Raw genomic sequence first — 16,707 nt, 5'->3', positions numbered from 1 at the left:
GCTCGCGGCCTGCAACCCACCCGGACCAAGAAAGATCGAAACGCCGACGCATCTTGTCGCTTGCAGCCTGACTCTTGGCGCTTTTAAATGGCGACCGACCGGTCACCCAGCCTTGACATCGGCAGGCCTGAAACGTATGTTTCAAACAACTGTTTGTCAGGCGGAGTAGTCATGGCCCAATCGGAAACCGTTGAACGCATCCTCGATGCGGCGGAGCAGCTGTTCGCGGAGCGCGGGTTCGCGGAAACCTCATTGCGGCTGATCACCAGCAAGGCCGGGGTCAACCTGGCGGCGGTGAACTACCATTTCGGTTCGAAGAAGGCCCTGATCCAGGCGGTGTTCTCGCGCTTCCTGGGGCCGTTCTGCGCGAGCCTGGAGCGCGAGCTGGAGCGTCGTCAGGCGCGTCCCGAGCAGAAGGCCTCGCTCGAAGAGCTGCTGGAGATGCTGGTGGAACAGGCCCTGGCCGTGCAGCCGCGCAGCAACAACGACCTGTCGATCTTCATGCGCCTGCTGGGCCTGGCCTTCAGCCAGAGCCAGGGGCACCTGCGGCGCTACCTGGAAGACATGTACGGCAAGGTGTTCCGCCGCTACATGCTGCTGGTCAACGAGGCCGCGCCGCGCATCCCGCCGCTGGAGCTGTTCTGGCGCGTGCACTTCATGCTCGGCGCCGCAGCGTTCAGCATGTCGGGGATCAAGGCCCTGCGGGCCATCGCCGAGACCGATTTCGGCATCAACACCTCGATCGAGCAGGTCATGCGCCTGATGGTGCCGTTCCTGGCCGCCGGCATGCGCGCCGACAGCGGCGTCACCGACGAGGCCATGGCCACGGCGCAGTTGCGTCCGCGCAGCAAGTCCGCCGCCCCCGCCAAGGCCTGAGCACTGGGCGGGGCAGGGCGCTTGCGCTAAGCTAGCGCGCATGTCTGACCTTGCCTCTCGCCGCATTTTCCGCCAGCACGGCCGCTTCGCCACTGAACCATCGGGCACTTCGTTGTCCGATGCTTGCGTGCGCCCGCGCCACGGCGAAGCGCCCCTGGACCTCCCATGAAGGACTCCCTATGACTGCCAGCCTGCAAGGCTCCCTGATGGTGGATATCGCCGGTAAATGGCTGACCGCCGAAGACCGCCATCTGCTGCGCCAGCCCGAAGTGGCCGGCCTGATCATCTTCGCCCGCAACGTCGACAGCCCGCGCCAGGTGCGCGAGCTGTGCGCGTCGATCCGCGCGATTCGCCCCGAGCTGATCCTCGCCGTGGACCAGGAAGGCGGGCGGGTCCAGCGCCTGCGCCAGGGCTTCGTGCGCCTGCCGGCCATGCGCGCGATCGCCGACAACGCCAATGCCGAGTACCTGGCCGAGCAGTGCGGCTGGCTGATGGCCACCGAGGTGCTGGCGGTGGGCCTGGACCTGAGCTTCGCTCCGGTGCTGGACCTCGATCACCAGCGCAGCGCCGTGGTTGGCAGCCGCGCCTTCGAAGGCAATCCACAGCGTGCCACCGAGCTGGCCGGTGCGTTCATCCGCGGCATGAACGCCGCGGGCATGGCTGCCTGCGGCAAGCATTTCCCCGGCCACGGCTGGGCCGAAGCCGACTCCCATGTGGCGATCCCGGTCGACGAGCGCAGCCTGGAGCAGCTGCGCGCCGCCGACCTGGTGCCGTTCACCCGCCTGGGTGGCCAGTTGGCGGCGGTGATGCCGGCCCATGTGATCTATCCGCAGGTCGACAACCAGCCGGCCGGCTTCTCCCGGCGCTGGCTGCAGGACATCCTGCGGGGCGAGCTGGGCTTTGACGGGGTGATCTTCAGCGACGACCTGTCCATGGCCGGCGCCCATGTGGTGGGCGATGCCGCCAGTCGTATCGAGGCGGCCCTGAGCGCCGGCTGCGACATGGGCCTGGTGTGCAACGACCGGGCGGCGGCGGAGCTGGCGTTGAGCGCGGCGCAGCGGATGAAGGTCAAGCCGTCGCCACGGATCGCGCGGATGCGCGGGCAGGGCTTCGCGCGTACCGATTACCGCCAGCAGCCGCGTTGGCTGGAGGCGCTGGGGGCGTTGAAGGAAGCCCAGCTGGTCGATTGACCGCGTTGGCTTCTTCGCGGGTAAACCCGCTCCCACAGGTAAGGCGTCACCCTCAAGGAATACGCCGTCCCTGTGGGAGCGGGTTTACCCGCGAAGAGGCCGGCACGGGAAAAGCCTGGCTTAACGCCCGCGCTTACCCGGCAGCGGCGCGAACAGCGCCTCGATCTCGTCATCCCCCAGCCGCCATTGCCCGGCCTGCCCGCCATCGAGCAACCCGGCCGCCAGCGCCGCCTTCTCCTGTTGCAACTGCTGGATCTTCTCCTCCACCGTGCCCCGGGTGATCAGCTTGAACACGAACACCGGCTTGTCCTGGCCGATGCGGTAGGCGCGGTCGGTGGCCTGGTTCTCGCTGGCCGGGTTCCACCACGGGTCGTAGTGGATCACGGTGTCGGCGGCGGTCAGGTTCAGCCCGGTGCCGCCGGCCTTGAGGCTGATCAGGAACACCTCGCTGTCGCCGTTCTGGAACTGTTGCACCGGCGCGCGGCGGTCGCGGGTGTCGCCGGTCAGCAGGCTGTAGCGGATGCCGCGCTTCTCCAGCTCGAACTCGATCAGCGCCAGCATCGAGGTGAACTGCGAGAACAGCAGCACCTTGCGCCCCTCGCTGAGCAGCTCCTCGAGCATTTCCAGCAGGCTGCCCAGCTTGCCCTTGTCGGCGAACGTGCCCTTGGTCTCGGTGCCCTTGACCAGGCGCAGGTCGCAGCACACCTGGCGCAGCTTGAGCAGCGCGTCGAGGATGACGATCTGGCTGCGGGCGGCGCCATTGCGGGCGATCTCGTCGCGGACCTTCTTGTCCATCGCCACCCGCACCGCTTCGTAGGTGTCGCGCTGGGCGTCGCTGAGCTCGACCCAGTGGATCATCTCGGTCTTGGCCGGCAGTTCGGTGGCCACCTGCTCCTTGGTGCGGCGCAGCAGGAACGGGCGGATGCGGCTGGCCAGGTGGGCCATGCGCTCGGCATCGCCGTGGCGTTCGATCGGGGTGCGGTAGTCCTGGGTGAAGCGCTTGCTGTCACCCAGCCAGCCGGGCATCAGGAAGTGGAAGATCGACCACAGCTCGCCGAGGTTGTTCTCCATCGGCGTGCCGGTCAGGCACAGCCGCTGGCTGGCCTGCAGCTCGCGCACGGCCTGGGCGGCCTTGCTGGTGCTGCTCTTGATGTTCTGCGCCTCGTCCAGCACCAGCAGGTGCCAGGGCTGGGCCTTGAGGTGTTCCAGGTCGCGGGGGACGAGGGCGTAGGTGGTCAGCACCAGGTCGTAGTCGGCCAGGTTGGCGAAGTGCTTGTTGCGGCCGGGGCCGTGCAGGGCCAGGACGCGCAGGTCGGGGGCGAAGCGCCGGGCTTCGTCTAGCCAGTTCGGTACCAGGCTGGTGGGCATCACCGCCAGTGCCGGGTGGGCCAGGCGTCCGGCTTCCTTCTCCAGCAGCAGGTGGGCCAGGGTCTGCAGGGTCTTGCCCAGGCCCATGTCGTCGCCGAGGATGCCGCCGGTGCCCATCTCGCGCAGGGCCTGCAGCCAGTTCAGGCCTTGCTGCTGGTAGGGGCGCAGGGTGGCGTTCAGGCCCTTGGGCGGTGCCACCTGCAGATCGCGGGCGTCGCGCAGGCGCCGGCCCAGGTCGCGCACCTGGCTGCCCCCTTCCCACTGCAGCGGCAGGTGGTCGATGTCGTTCAGTCGCGCCGCGTCGGCGCGCTCCAGACGCAGGCTCGGGCCGCTGACGTCGTCGTGCAGGTACAACTCGCCCAAGGTGCCCATCACCGCCTTGATTCGCCCATAGGGCAGGGCGACACGCAGCGCCGGGCTGTCGTGGCGGGCGCGGTTGAGGTCGATCAGCAGGTGTTCATCGTCACTGCGCCGCGCCAGTTCGCTGGGGCGCAGCAGCTCGGGGCTGGCGCGCAGCAGCTGCAGGACGATCGGCAGAAGGCTGTGGCGCTGGCCCTCGACGACGATGCCCAGTTCCAGGTCGAACCATTCGTGGCCCGGTGCTTCATCGATGGTGGCGTACCAGTCGTCGACCTCGTGCAGGTTGAAGGCGAAGTCGCGGTGCACATCGATGGCCCAGCCGGCCTCACGCAGGCGCGGCAGGCCTTCGCGGGCGAAGCGCAGCCAGGCTTCGTCGTCAGGCAACTGGAGCATCTCGCCGGCGCTGTCGGGCAGGGCCTTGCTCTGGCGGGTGGCGGGCTTGAAGCCATGCTCGCGCAACACCTTGCGCAGGGCCTGCTCGGTCTGGGGCTGGCGGCGGATGCGCTGGCTGGTGCTGCCCACCAGGCGGCTCAGTGGCTTGTCGCCGCCGCCACTGGCGCGCAGGCCGTCGTAGTCGAACGCCAGCGCGGCGCGGTGCTGCATCTGCCGTTGCATGCGTCCGGTCTTGGGCGTGTAGGCGCTGAATTCGAGGCTGCCGAGGGTCAGGTGCGGGGTCGGCTGGATGTCGTCGAGCTGCTCCTGCTGCACGGTGGTGGGCGTCGGCAGGTGATGATTGAGGGCGTTGAGCTTGTGGCTGAGGGGCACGATGAGGTGTTCCGGTACATCGGGAGCAAGGGACAGCTGCAGGGCAGTGTGCGGATCCAGGTCGTGGCCGACGGTGCCGACTTCCTTGGTATCGATATCGAAATAGAACAGCGGTATCAGCGGCAGTATGCAATTTAGCGGCTGCTCGCCGCAGTACCACATGCCCCGGTAGTCACCGTTGTCCAGGCGAACCCAGCGGAACTGTGCCCGGCGCTCTGCGCCCTGCAGCAGCAGCGGCAGCTCTTCAATGAACATCAGGCGCCCGGTGTCCAGCACCCGCTGCAGCAATTCGCCGCCTTCATGACCTTTGAGCGTGTAGCCGCGTTCCTGGCCATAGGGCGCGTTCTGCGCGGAGAGCTGGCGCAGGATGCGCAGGTCTTCCTCCTTGACGTACTTCGGCGGCTCGTAAAGTAATTCGTATAACGAATGGATGCGGCTGTAGCGGATGCCGTGCTCTTCGCGAGTACCCTTGCGCACGCGCAGCGCGCAGCTGCTGTGGTCATCGACGAGCATCAACTCGTAGCAGACCATGCGCCCGCGCCGGTCTTCAGCGCCGTCTTGCCTGGGCGCAGGCGGCTCCAGCCCCTGCAGCCAGTGCTGCAGGTGATGGGGCAACTGGTCGCCGTTGGCCGCGACGTGTCCGTAGCTGTTGGCCAGGGTATAGAGCGCGGCGGCGCAGTGCTTGCAGTTGGTGCCGACCGGGCAGGAGCAGTCGCCGCGCACATGGCACTGCCCGGAGGGGCCGGCAGTGATGATGATCCGCTGGCGATAGACATTGCCGCCGCTGCCGTGGCAGGTGGACGCGATGCGCGAGTCGCCGTGGGACTGGATCTGCACCAGGCCCTGTTCGGCGTACCGTTCACCACGTTGCAGGGTGGCCGCGGAAAAATCGCGCTTCCAGCTCGGGTTCTCGGCCGCCAGCTTCTGCACATCGGCGTTCACGGTTTCACTGCTCCATCATTTCCGGATCCGGCAGCGGGATCTTGCGCATGCCGGCCGGCGAAACCCTGAGCAGCAGCGCCAGATGCCCGCCATCGAAGAAGGTCAGCTGGCCGGCCTTCATGTTGCTGTTGCTCTGCTTGAGCTGTTCGCTCTGCATCACGCTGCCGTTGCCGTCGAGCTGGTTGACCCAGAAGTTGGCGTCGACGGCGATGAAGCGATCTTCGCTGATGCTCAGGTTGCCTTCGATGGGGAAATGGCCGAATTGCTCGTCACCGGCGCTCACGGCGACGGTATCGCCGTCCTGCTGCCAGGCCTTGTGCAGCAGCACGGTGTAGTCGGCGGTGGCCTGCAGGCGGGTGACTTCGTCACCCAGGCCGGTCGGGCGCTCGGCGCCTTTTTCCAGGCGCGGCGCGCCGGCGCTCCAGTCTTCCGGGGCGAACGGGCTGGTGATCGCCGGCACGGCGTTCTGCCGCACCAGGATCATTTCCACCTGGTAGGGGCCTGCGGCGAAGGCAGCTGGCGCGAGCAGGGCCAGCAGCAGGGTCAGGCAACGGATGGCACGCATGAAGCTTCCTTATGGATTTTGTGGGGTGAGGCGCTCGAACAGCGCTTCCAGGGTGTTGAAACGTTCTTCGGGGCGTTCCATCGGTACCAGGAAGCGGAACTGGGTCGCGCCTTCGAACTTGTAGCGTTTGGGCTGGCCCTGGATCAGCTTGATCAGGGTCAGTGGGTCGACCGGGGTCTCGGCCTCGAACTCGAGCTTGCCGCCATTGGGGCCGGCATCGACTTTCTTGATACCGAGCTTTTCCGCCTGCAGCTTGAGCAGGGTCAGGCGCATCAGGTTCTTGGTCGGCTCGGGCAGCAGGCCGAAGCGGTCGATCATTTCCACCTGCAGGTCCTTGAGGCCCTCTTCGTCGGCCGCCGAGGCGATGCGCTTGTAGAGGATCAGGCGCGCATGCACGTCGGGCAGGTAGTCCTCGGGGATCAGCGCCGGCAGGCGCAGGTTGATCTCCGGGCCGCCGCCGAGCGGCTGCTCGAGGTTCGGCTGGGTGCCCTTGCGGATGGCCTTGACCGCGCGCTCGAGCATTTCCATGTACAGGGTGAAGCCAACCGCCTGGATCTGCCCGCTCTGGCCTTCGCCGAGCAGCTCGCCGGCGCCGCGGATCTCCAGGTCGTTGGTGGCCAGGACAAAACCTGCGCCCAGGTCCTGGGTGTTGGCGATGGCCTCCAGGCGCTTTTCGGCATCGGCACTGATCTGCTGGCGCGGCGGCGTCAGCAGGTAGGCGTAGGCCTGGTGGTGGCTACGACCTACCCGGCCGCGCAGCTGGTGCAGCTGGGCCAGGCCGAACTTGTCGGCGCGTTCGATGACGATGGTGTTGGCGCTGGGCACGTCGATGCCGGTCTCGATGATGGTCGAGGCGATCAGCACGTTGAAGCGCTTGTGATAGAAGTCGCTCATCACCTGTTCGAGTTCGCGCTCGCGCATCTGCCCGTGACCGATGCCGATGCGCGCCTCGGGCACCAGTTCGGCCAGTTCCGCGGCGCACTTCTCGATGGTCTTGACGTCGTTGTGCAGGTAGTACACCTGGCCACCGCGCAGCAGTTCACGCAGCAGCGCCTCCTTGACCGTGCTCTTGTTCTGCTCCATGACGAAGGTGCGCACCGACAGGCGCCGGGCCGGCGGGGTGGCGATGATCGACAGGTCGCGCATGCCCGACACCGCCATGTTCAGCGTCCGTGGAATGGGCGTTGCGGTCAAGGTGAGGATGTCCACCTCGCTGCGCAGGGCCTTGAGCTGCTCTTTCTGGCGCACGCCGAAGCGGTGTTCCTCGTCGATGATGGCCAGGCCCAGGTCCTTGAAGCGCACGTCGTCCTGCAACAGCTTGTGAGTGCCGATGAGGATGTCGATCTTGCCTTCGGCCAGGTCCGCCGCGGCGCTGGCGACTTCCTTGGCCGACTTGAAGCGGCTCATCACCTCGACCTTCACCGGCCAGTCGGCGAAGCGGTCGCGGAAGCTGTTGTAGTGCTGCTGGGCGAGCAGGGTGGTGGGTACCAGCAATGCGACCTGGCGTCCGCCGTGCACGGCGATGAAGGCGGCGCGCATGGCCACCTCGGTCTTGCCGAAGCCGACGTCGCCACACACCAGGCGGTCCATCGGCTGGCTGGCGAGCATGTCGGCGCGTACCGCCTCGATGGCGGCTTGCTGGTCGGGGGTTTCCTCGAACGGGAAGCCGGCGCTGAAGGTGGCGTAGTCGGCGGCCGGATCGGCGAAGGCATAGCCTTTGCGCGCGGCGCGGCGGGCATAGATGTCGAGCAGCTCGGCGGCAACGTCGCGCACCTGTTCGGCAGCCTTGCGCTTGGCTTTCTGCCAGGCTTCGGAGCCCAGCCGGTGCAGTGGCGCCAGGGCGTCGTCGCTGCCGGTGTAGCGGGCGATCAGGTGCAGGTTGGCGACCGGCACGTAGAGCTTGGCGCCCTCGGCGTATTCGAGGGTGAGGAACTCGGCGGCCTGGCCGTCGATCTCCAGGGTCGCCAGGCCCAGGTAGCGGCCCACGCCGTGGTCGATGTGCACCACCGGGGCGCCTTCGCGCAGCTCGGTGAGGTTCTTGATCACCGCGTCGTTGGCCGCCTCGCCACGTTTCTCGCGGCGCCGGCGCTGCATCACGCGCTGGCCGAACAGCGGGCTTTCGGCGACCAGGGCCAGGCTGGGGTCGTCCAGCAGCAGGCCGTCGTCCAGCGGCGCGATGGTGATCGCCAGGCGTTCACCGCCACTGACGAAGTCGGCCCAGCCGTCGACGGTGTGCGGGCGCAGCTTCAGGCGTTCGAGCAGTTCCAGCAGCACTTCGCGCCGGCCCGCCGATTCCGCCGTGAATAGCACGCGGCCGGGGAACTGGTCGAGGAAGCTCGCCAGCTCCGCCAGCGGCTGGTTGGCCTTGGCTTCGATGGCCAGGTTGGGCAGGGCGCGGGCCGGGAAGCGCTCGCGGCCGACGCCGGGCTCGACGTCGTCGGCACCGATCACCACCCGTGGCCATTGCTTGAGGCGGGCGAAGCAGTCCTCCACCGGCATGAACAGCTCCGCCGGCGGCAGCAGCGGCCGGCTGAGGTCGCCGCGACGCTCTTCATAGCGCCCGCGCACGTCGTTCCAGAAGTGCTCGGCGGCCTGCTCCACGCCCGGCAGGGAGAACACCTGGGTGTCCGTCGGCAGGTAGTCGAACAGGGTGGCGGTCTCTTCGAAGAACAGCGGCAGGTAGTACTCGATGCCGGCGGGGATGATGCCGCTTGTCAGGTCCTGGAAGATCGCGCTGCGGCGAAAATCCACGTCGAACCGTTCACGGAAGCGCGCCTTGAAGCGCGTCACCTCGTCCTTCTGCATGGGGAACTCGCGCGCCGGCAGCAGGCGAATCGAGTCGACCTTGTCGATCGAACGCTGCGACTCCGGGTCGAAGGTGCGCAGGGTCTCGATCTCGTCGTCGAACAGGTCGATGCGGTACGGCTGCTTGCTGCCCATGGGGAACAGGTCGATCAGCGCGCCGCGCACGGCGAACTCGCCATGCTCGTAGACCGTGTCGACGCAGCGGTAGCCGCTGGCCTCGAGGCGCGTGCGCATCTGCTCGACGTCGATCTTCTGGCCGACGTCCAGCACCAGGCTGCTGCCCAGCAGGAAGCGCGTGGGGGCCAGGCGGTGCAGGGCGGTGGTGATCGGCACGACGAGGATGCCGTGGTCCAGTTCCGGCAGCCGGTAGAGGCTGGCGATGCGCTGGGAGATGATGTCCTGGTGCGGCGAGAACAGGTCGTAGGGCAGGGTTTCCCAATCGGGGAACGGCAGCACCGGCAGCGCCGGCGCGAAGAAGCGCAGCTCCTGCTCGAGGCGATCGGCCGCCTGGCTGTCGGCGGTCAGCAGCAAGGTGAAGCGACCGGCGGTACTGGCCGCCTCGGCGATGGCCAGGCTCAAGGCGGCGCCGGGCAGGTTGCCCCAGGTTTGTTTGCCGGCCGTGGCCGACATTTGCGGTAGGCGCAGAACTGACACGGGAGATCGGACTCCAAGCGTTGCGGCAAAGAGGTCGATTGTACCGGTGCCGGGGCTCGCTGTCAGGCTCGCGAGGGCATGACGACGGGGTCTGGCGTCGGCGACAGGCGCTCATTGCCCGATACGCCGAGGGGCGTCATAATGTAGCCCCTTTTTTGTTCCCCTACATGTGGAAGGTTACCGTGACTCAGAAGCCCGACCAGTGTCTTGGTGAGTGGATCGATCGTGAAGCCCTGGCTGAAGCGATGATCCCGCTTATCGGTCAGCTCTACCGCAACAACAACGTGGTGAGCTCGATCTATGGCCGCAGCCTGATCAACCGTTCGGTTATCTCGATCCTCAAAGCCCACCGCTTTGCCCGTCACCGTCAGACCGACGAGACCGAGCTGTCCGTCCACGAGACATTCCCCCTGCTCAAGGCCATGAGCGAGCTGAAGCTGGGCGCCGCCTCGGTGGACCTGGGCAAGCTGGCCAACAAGTTCAAGGTCGAAGGCAATGGCCGCAGCGCCGAGCAGTTCGTCCGTGACGAACTGGCCGATGTCGTGGGTCAGCAGAACGCTTCCGCACGCAAGGGCACCGACGTCGTCCTGTACGGCTTTGGCCGCATCGGCCGCCTGCTGGCGCGCATCCTCATCGAGAAGACCGGTGGCGGCGACGGCCTGCGCCTGCGCGCCATCGTCGTGCGCAAGGGCGCCGAGAACGACCTGGTCAAGCGCGCCAGCCTGCTGCGCCGCGACTCGGTGCACGGTCCGTTCGACGGCACCATCGTCATCGATGAAGCCAACAACACCATCACCGCCAACGGCAACCTGATCCAGGTGATCTACGCCAAGAGCCCGAGCGAAGTCGACTACACCCAGTACGGCATCCACGATGCGCTGATCGTCGACAACACCGGCGTATGGCGTGACGCCGATGGCCTGGGCCAGCACCTGGCCTGCCCGGGCGCTGCCCGCGTGATCCTCACCGCACCTGGCAAGGGCGCGCTGAAGAACATCGTGCACGGCATCAACCACGGCGACATCAGCGCCGACGACAAGATCATCTCGGCGGCGTCCTGCACCACCAACGCCATCGTGCCGGTGCTCAAGGCCATCAACGACCAGTACGGCATCGTCAACGGTCACGTCGAAACCGTTCACTCGTTCACCAACGACCAGAACCTGATCGACAACTTCCACAAGGGCAGCCGTCGTGGCCGCGCCGCGCCGCTGAACATGGTCATCACCGAGACCGGTGCCGCCACCGCCGCCGCCAAGGCCCTGCCGGTGCTCAAGGGCAAGCTGACCGGCAACGCCATCCGTGTGCCGACGCCGAACGTGTCGATGGCCATTCTCAACCTGAACCTCGAGAAGGCCACCACCCGCGAAGAGCTGAACGAGTACCTGCGCCAGACCGCCATGCACTCCGAGCTGCACAAGCAGATCGACTACGTCAGCTCCCAGGAAGTGGTATCGACCGACTTCGTCGGCTCGCGCCACGCCGGTGTGGTCGACGCCGAGGCGACCATCTGCAACGACAACCGCGTTGTCCTGTACGTCTGGTACGACAACGAATTCGGTTACAGCTGCCAGGTGGTGCGCGTGATGGAAGACATGGCCGGTGTGAACCCGCCAGCGTTTCCACGCTGATCCGCTTGTAATGCGTTGAAAAAACGGGAACCTTCGGGTTCCCGTTTTTTTTCAGGATTCGATGGCCCTATCGCGGGGCAAGCCCGCTCCCACGCCGGCCGATGTGCGATCTTAGTAAGTAGTGAGCCGGCAGTGCAGCCGCGCAGGAAATAGAGCGACAAGCATCACCAGCGTGGGAGCGGGCTTGCCCCGCGATAGGGTCAGTCCTGACAGTCGAGATCTAGAGATTGCGTGCGCTTTTAATCTTCATCCTCATCCTGATGTCCGCCTGCGAGCCAACTCCCACCCTAGAACGCTTCGGCGGCCCTACCATGGGCAGCAGCTACAGCATCCAGTACGTGCGCCAACCCGGCGGTCCGGCGCCCGAGCAGGTCCAGGCCGAGGTCGAGGCCATCCTCCAGGCCATCGATGCCCGCTACTCCACCTACCGCGGCGACTCCACCGTCAGCCGTTTCAACCAGCTTGCGGCCAACCAGTGCCTGCCCATCGACGCCGACCTGTTCGAGCTGGCCAGCTTCGGCCAGCACCTGGCCGAGCAGAGCCAGGGCGCCTTCGACCTCACCGTCGAGCCGCTGCTCGACCTCTGGGGCTTCGGCCCCCAGGCCCGCGAGATGCACGTGCCCGACCCGCAGGCGCTGGCCCGTGCTCGCCAGCGCGTGGGCTACCGCCACCTGCGCATCGAGGGCGAGGCCCTGTGCAAGGACGCCGCCATCGAGCTGGATTTCAACAGCATCGCCGCCGGCCACGCCGTCGACCTGATCGCCCAGCGCCTGCGCGCCATGGGTATCGAGGCGTTTCTCGCCGAAGCCACCGGCGAGCTCAAGGCCGTGGGCCGCAAGCCCGACGGCAGTGCCTGGCGGGTGGCCCTGGAGTTGCCGCGCGAGGACCGCCAGATCGCCCGCCAGGTCATCGACGTGGAGGACATGGCCGTGTCGACCTCGGGTGACTATCGGCATTATTTCGAGGACAATGGCCGGCGCTATTCGCACACCTTCGACGCCCGTCTCGGGCGCCCGGTCGAGCACGACCTGGCGGCGGTGACGGTGCTCGACGCCTCGGCGCTGCAGGCCGACGGCTACTCGACCGTGCTGTTGATCCTCGGGCCGCAGCAGGGCTGGGACTTCGCCATCGCCCACGGCATCGCCGCGGTGCTGGTGACCCGGGTCGAGGGTGGTTTCGTCTCCCGTTCCACGCCGGCCTTCGAGCGGCTGGTGAAAGGCGAGTGAAAGGCAAGCCACGGATGATCAATGCCATGGATACGGTGAAACGACATGTAGTGCAGGCAATAATGGCCTACGACGCGACCAAGGGTTAATGTGCGCGGCGTTCACGCTTGATTAGACTGCACCCGAATTTTCTCATGGCGCCCCGGCGACATGATCGCGCCCCGCGGCCATCCGGCCGGCGGGCCAGTTCTGAAGGAGTACGCATGGCTGTCTACAACTACGACGTAGTGGTGCTGGGTTCCGGTCCGGCCGGAGAAGGCGCGGCAATGAACGCCGCCAAAGCAGGGCGCAAGGTGGCCATGGTCGACAGCCGTCGCCAGGTCGGCGGCAACTGCACCCACCTGGGCACCATCCCGTCCAAGGCGCTGCGTCACTCCGTGCGGCAGATCATGCAGTTCAACACCAACCCGATGTTCCGCGCCATCGGCGAGCCGCGCTGGTTCTCCTTCCCCGACGTGCTCAAGAGCGCCGAGAAGGTCATCAGCAAGCAGGTTGCCTCGCGCACCGGCTACTACGCGCGCAACCGCGTCGACGTGTTCGTCGGCACCGGCAGCTTCGCCGACGAGCAGACCGTCGAAGTGGTCTGCCCCAACGGCGTGGTCGAGAAGCTCAACGCCAAGCACATCATCATCGCCACCGGCTCGCGCCCGTACCGCCCGGCCGACATCGACTTCCACCACCCGCGCGTCTACGACAGCGACACCATCCTCAGCCTGAGCCACACCCCGCGCAAGCTGATCGTCTACGGTGCCGGGGTGATCGGTTGCGAATACGCCTCGATCTTCAGCGGCCTGGGCGTGCTGGTCGAGCTGGTCGACAACCGCGGCCAGCTGCTGAGCTTCCTCGACTCGGAAATCTCCCAGGCGCTGAGCTACCACTTCAGCAACAACAACATCACCGTGCGCCACAACGAGGAATACGACCGCGTCGAAGGCCTGGACAACGGGGTGATCCTGCACCTGAAGTCGGGCAAGAAGATCAAGGCCGACGCCTTGCTGTGGTGCAACGGTCGTACCGGCAACACCGACAAGCTGGGCCTGGAGAACATCGGCATCAAGGTCAACAGCCGTGGCCAGATAGAGGTCGACGAGACCTACCGCACCAGCGTGTCGAACATCTATGGCGCCGGTGACGTGATCGGCTGGCCGAGCCTGGCCAGCGCCGCCCACGACCAGGGCCGCTCGGCCGCCGGCAGCATCGTCGACAACGGCAGCTGGCGCTTCGTCAACGACGTGCCGACCGGCATCTACACCATTCCGGAGATCAGCTCGATCGGCAAGAACGAGCAGGAACTGACCCAGGCCAAGGTGCCCTACGAAGTGGGCAAGGCCTTCTTCAAGAGCATGGCCCGCGCGCAGATCGCCGGCGAGCCGCAAGGCATGCTGAAGATCCTGTTCCACCGCGAGACCCTCGAGGTCCTCGGCGTGCACTGCTTCGGCTACCAGGCTTCGGAGATCGTCCACATCGGCCAGGCGGTGATGAACCAGCCGGGCGAACAGAACAACCTGAAGTACTTCGTCAACACCACCTTCAACTACCCGACCATGGCCGAAGCCTATCGGGTAGCTGCCTACGATGGTCTGAACCGGCTTTTTTGAGCGGCTCCGACCGGTGGCCTGAGCCGGTCGGGGAGACCGATTTCAGCCCTACCCGAGGGTGGTCCTGGCCAAACCGGGAAAGTCTGTAATCAGGCTGTCCACGCCAAAGTCGGCGAGCCGGCGCATCAGCGCCGGTTCGTTGACCGTCCATACCGACACGTGCAAGCCCTGGCGCTGCGCCTTGATCAGGCGCTCGGGGGTGCACAGCGTCCAGTTCAACGCCAGCATCTCGCAGTCGTAGTTCTGCGCGACCTTCAGCGGGTCGAGCCAGGCGTACTCGGCAACCAGTCCGCGCTTGATGTCGGGCACCAGCTCCTGGGCGGCACCCAGCACTTCCCGTGAGCTCGAGGTGATGGTGACCTTGTCCAGCAGCCCGTATTGCTGGGCCAGTTCGCGGATCGCCAGCACGGTGCTGGCGGCACGGGTGCGCGAGGCGCTCTTGACCTCCAGCTGCCAGTGCTCGAACGGGCACTTCTCGAACAATTCCTCGAGCCGTGGGATGGGGCAGGGCTGCACATGCCCCGGGCCGCCCTTGCGCGCATCATAGGTGACCAGCTCGGCCGCCGTGTGCTCGACCACCTTGCCGCGCCGGCCGGTGGTGCGCTTGAGGGTCGGATCGTGGATCACCATCAGCTCGTTGTCGGCCGACAGGTGCAGGTCGAGTTCGCAGCGGTCCACGCCATGGGACAGGCACTGGCGGAAACTCTGCAGGGTATTCTCGGGCGCTTCGCCCTTGGCGCCGCGGTGGCCATAGATCAAGGTCACGTTCGTTCCTTCAAATCAGAGAGAAAAGGGCTTCAGGAAGCGGGGTCGTTCTGTTCCAGCGCCTGGCGTCGTTGCTGTTGCTGGCGCTGCAAAATGTAGCGGGCCAGCAACTGACGCTGGGCGTCGGTCATGTCGATGAACTCGGTACCGACCTCGAAGTCGCCGTCGGGGCGCGGGTCGCAGTGGGTGACCCGGCCGCGCAGGAGCAGGCCGTGGGCGCGGGGCATCAGCACCATCTTCACCTTGACCCGGGTGCCAGTGGCGATCTTCTGCGCCTGGGCGAACTCGATGCCGCCTTCAGAGATGATCACCGGCTGCGGCTGGCCGATTTCGCCGATCAGGGTCTGGGCGACCACGGCGCTGAGCAAGTCGAGACGTTTGTTCTGGGCGCGCAGGAAGGCGGCCAGGGTGCGGTCTTTTTCGCTCAGCTGGCGCAACAGGTGCTGCGACTCGAAGTCCGAAAGGTGCAGCTCGCTGAGCAGGTTGAACAGCTCGGAATCATCCTGCAACAGTTCTGTTTCAAGGGCTTCGGCCGCGCTGAGGGGGCTGATTTGAAGTGCGATCCGATCTTCGATGCGGTAGTATTCGCGGCGATCTTCTTCGTCTAATGTCGTCATGGCGAACCCAAGGTTACGGCGGTGGTCCGAGTGTAAAGCCGCCGTAGGCGCCTCGCCACAAGGACGTTCCCTTTCATCCGAACAAGCCCCGACATGTTCAGACCTCTATTCGTATTCATTGGTACGCGCTACACCCGTGCCAAGCGCCGCAATCACTTCGTCTCGTTCATTTCGCTCACCTCGATGATCGGCCTCGCCCTGGGCGTGGTGGTGATGATCGTGGTGCTCTCGGTGATGAACGGGTTCGACCACGAGATGCGTACCCGCGTGCTGGGGATGATCCCCCACGCCACGCTGGAGACCGGCCAGCCGATCGACGACTGGCAGGCCCTCGCCTCTAAAGTAAAGCAGAATCCGCAGGTGCTGGCGGTCGCGCCGTTCACCCAGATGCAGGGCCTGCTGACCCATGAAGGCAAGGTGCAGAAGGTGCTGCTCAACGGCATCGACCCGGCCCGCGAGCGCGAGGTGTCGATCATCGACAAGTTCGTCCTCGACGGCAGCCTCGACAAGCTGGCCCCGGGCGAGTGGGGCATCATGATCGGCGACAGGGCCGCGCAGAAGCTGGGCGTGGGTATCGGCGACAAGCTGACCTTCGTCGCCCCCGAGGTCAGCGTCACCCCGGCGGGGATGTTCCCGCGCATGAAGCGCTTCACCGTGGTCGGCACCTTCCACGTCGGCGCCGGCGAGATCGACGGCTACCTGGGGCTGACCAACATCGCCGACCTGTCGCGCCTGCACCGCTGGAAGGCCGACCAGGTCCAGGGCGTGCGCCTGAAGTTCGACGACCTGTTCCAGGCCCCGCGGGCCGCCTGGGCCATCGCCCAGCAGTTGGGCGAGCAGGAGTTCTACCCGCGTGACTGGACCCGCACCCACGGCAACCTGTACCAGGCGATCCGCATGGAGAAATCCATGATCGGCCTGCTGTTGCTGCTGATCGTCGCGGTGGCGGCGTTCAACATCATTTCCACCCTGGTGATGGTGGTCAACGACAAGCGCGGCGACATCGCCATCCTGCGCACCCTGGGCGCCACGCCTGGGCAGATCATGGCCATCTTCATGGTCCAGGGCACGGTGATCGGCGTGGTCGGCACGCTGATCGGCGCGGTGCTGGGCATCCTCGGCGCGCTCAACGTGAGCGCGGCCATCGCCGGCATCGAGACCCTGATCGGGCACAAGTTCCTCAATGCCGACGTGTACTTCATCGATTACCTGCCGTCGCAGATCCAGGCCCAGGACGTGTACATGGTCTGTGGTGCGGCGCTGGTCCTGAGTTTCTTCGCCACCCTGTATCCGGCCTGGCGCGCCTCGCGCACCCAGCCGGCGGAGGCGCTACGTTATGAGTGAG

General features: G+C 66.2%; 11 protein-coding genes. 6 read left to right on the top strand and 5 right to left on the bottom strand.

Annotated elements, in window-relative coordinates; all coding sequences use genetic code 11:
* Positions 1-171: 171 nt before the first annotated feature.
* Together VUG52_RS18905 and nagZ are read left to right on the top strand one after the other, a co-directional pair.
* Complete coding sequence (locus VUG52_RS18905) at positions 172-876, top strand: TetR/AcrR family transcriptional regulator (protein ID WP_028692735.1); 705 nt, start codon at positions 172-174, stop codon at positions 874-876.
* Positions 877-1,067: 191 nt separating this feature from the next.
* On the top strand, positions 1,068-2,066 hold the full coding sequence (gene nagZ / locus VUG52_RS18900) for a beta-N-acetylhexosaminidase (RefSeq protein WP_177330834.1): 999 nt from the start codon (positions 1,068-1,070) through the stop codon (positions 2,064-2,066).
* A gap of 120 nt (positions 2,067-2,186) precedes the next feature.
* Here the strand turns inward: nagZ and VUG52_RS18895 are convergent, their stop codons facing one another.
* From VUG52_RS18895 to mfd, 3 genes are read right to left on the bottom strand one after another with little or no spacing between them, the layout of a single operon-like run.
* Entirely contained in the window at positions 2,187-5,501 is a 3,315-nt protein-coding gene (locus VUG52_RS18895) for a DEAD/DEAH box helicase (RefSeq protein WP_331831900.1), read from the bottom strand.
* A gap of 4 nt (positions 5,502-5,505) precedes the next feature.
* The gene (locus VUG52_RS18890; RefSeq protein ID WP_050704836.1) at positions 5,506-6,066 is read right to left on the bottom strand and encodes a CsiV family protein; all 561 of its coding nucleotides are present in this window, start codon (positions 6,064-6,066) and stop codon (positions 5,506-5,508) included.
* A gap of 9 nt (positions 6,067-6,075) precedes the next feature.
* Positions 6,076-9,525, bottom strand: coding sequence for a transcription-repair coupling factor (gene mfd, locus VUG52_RS18885; RefSeq protein ID WP_050704837.1), 3,450 nt, complete (start codon positions 9,523-9,525; stop codon positions 6,076-6,078).
* Positions 9,526-9,692: 167 nt separating this feature from the next.
* On the opposite strand from mfd, the gene VUG52_RS18880 reads away from it, so the two are divergent.
* From VUG52_RS18880 to sthA, 3 genes are all read left to right on the top strand, one after another.
* Entirely contained in the window at positions 9,693-11,156 is a 1,464-nt protein-coding gene (locus tag VUG52_RS18880; RefSeq protein ID WP_050704838.1) for a glyceraldehyde-3-phosphate dehydrogenase, read from the top strand.
* Positions 11,157-11,383: 227 nt separating this feature from the next.
* The gene (locus tag VUG52_RS18875) at positions 11,384-12,382 is read left to right on the top strand and encodes an FAD:protein FMN transferase (RefSeq protein ID WP_050704839.1); all 999 of its coding nucleotides are present in this window, start codon (positions 11,384-11,386) and stop codon (positions 12,380-12,382) included.
* A gap of 203 nt (positions 12,383-12,585) precedes the next feature.
* Positions 12,586-13,980, top strand: coding sequence for a Si-specific NAD(P)(+) transhydrogenase (gene sthA, locus VUG52_RS18870; protein WP_050704840.1), 1,395 nt, complete (start codon positions 12,586-12,588; stop codon positions 13,978-13,980).
* Between the two features lie 48 nt (positions 13,981-14,028).
* On the opposite strand, the gene VUG52_RS18865 is transcribed toward sthA, so the two are convergent.
* Both VUG52_RS18865 and VUG52_RS18860 read right to left on the bottom strand, forming a co-directional pair.
* Positions 14,029-14,745, bottom strand: a complete 717-nt coding sequence (locus VUG52_RS18865; protein ID WP_050704841.1) for a glycerophosphodiester phosphodiesterase — start codon at positions 14,743-14,745, stop codon at positions 14,029-14,031.
* 32 nt (positions 14,746-14,777) lie between these two features.
* The gene (locus VUG52_RS18860) at positions 14,778-15,362 is read right to left on the bottom strand and encodes a PilZ domain-containing protein (RefSeq protein ID WP_050704842.1); all 585 of its coding nucleotides are present in this window, start codon (positions 15,360-15,362) and stop codon (positions 14,778-14,780) included.
* A 93-nt stretch (positions 15,363-15,455) separates the two neighbouring features.
* Here VUG52_RS18860 and VUG52_RS18855 point away from each other — a divergent pair, with 93 nt between their 5' ends.
* A complete protein-coding gene (locus tag VUG52_RS18855) occupies positions 15,456-16,706 on the top strand; it encodes a lipoprotein-releasing ABC transporter permease subunit (protein WP_220689924.1) in 1,251 nt (416 codons plus the stop codon).
* Position 16,707: the final 1 nt, after the last annotated feature.

Source organism: Pseudomonas sp. LH21 (assembly GCF_036549575.1).
Lineage (GTDB): Bacteria > Pseudomonadota > Gammaproteobacteria > Pseudomonadales > Pseudomonadaceae > Aquipseudomonas > Aquipseudomonas peradeniyensis.
The sequence above is the reverse complement of the archived record's forward strand: the minus strand, read 5'-3'. Positions and strand labels throughout refer to the sequence as shown.

What these genes read in the sequence shown, in the direction of transcription:
- VUG52_RS18860 (WP_050704842.1), bottom strand. Translation starts at nt 15,362, where the DNA reads ATGACGACATTAGACGAAGAAGATCGCCGCGAATACTACCGCATCGAA.
- VUG52_RS18855 (WP_220689924.1), top strand. Translation starts at nt 15,456, where the DNA reads ATGTTCAGACCTCTATTCGTATTCATTGGTACGCGCTACACCCGTGCC.
- VUG52_RS18905 (WP_028692735.1), top strand. Translation starts at nt 172, where the DNA reads ATGGCCCAATCGGAAACCGTTGAACGCATCCTCGATGCGGCGGAGCAG.
- VUG52_RS18880 (WP_050704838.1), top strand. Translation starts at nt 9,693, where the DNA reads ATGTGGAAGGTTACCGTGACTCAGAAGCCCGACCAGTGTCTTGGTGAG.
- VUG52_RS18890 (WP_050704836.1), bottom strand. Translation starts at nt 6,066, where the DNA reads ATGCGTGCCATCCGTTGCCTGACCCTGCTGCTGGCCCTGCTCGCGCCA.
- sthA (WP_050704840.1), top strand. Translation starts at nt 12,586, where the DNA reads ATGGCTGTCTACAACTACGACGTAGTGGTGCTGGGTTCCGGTCCGGCC.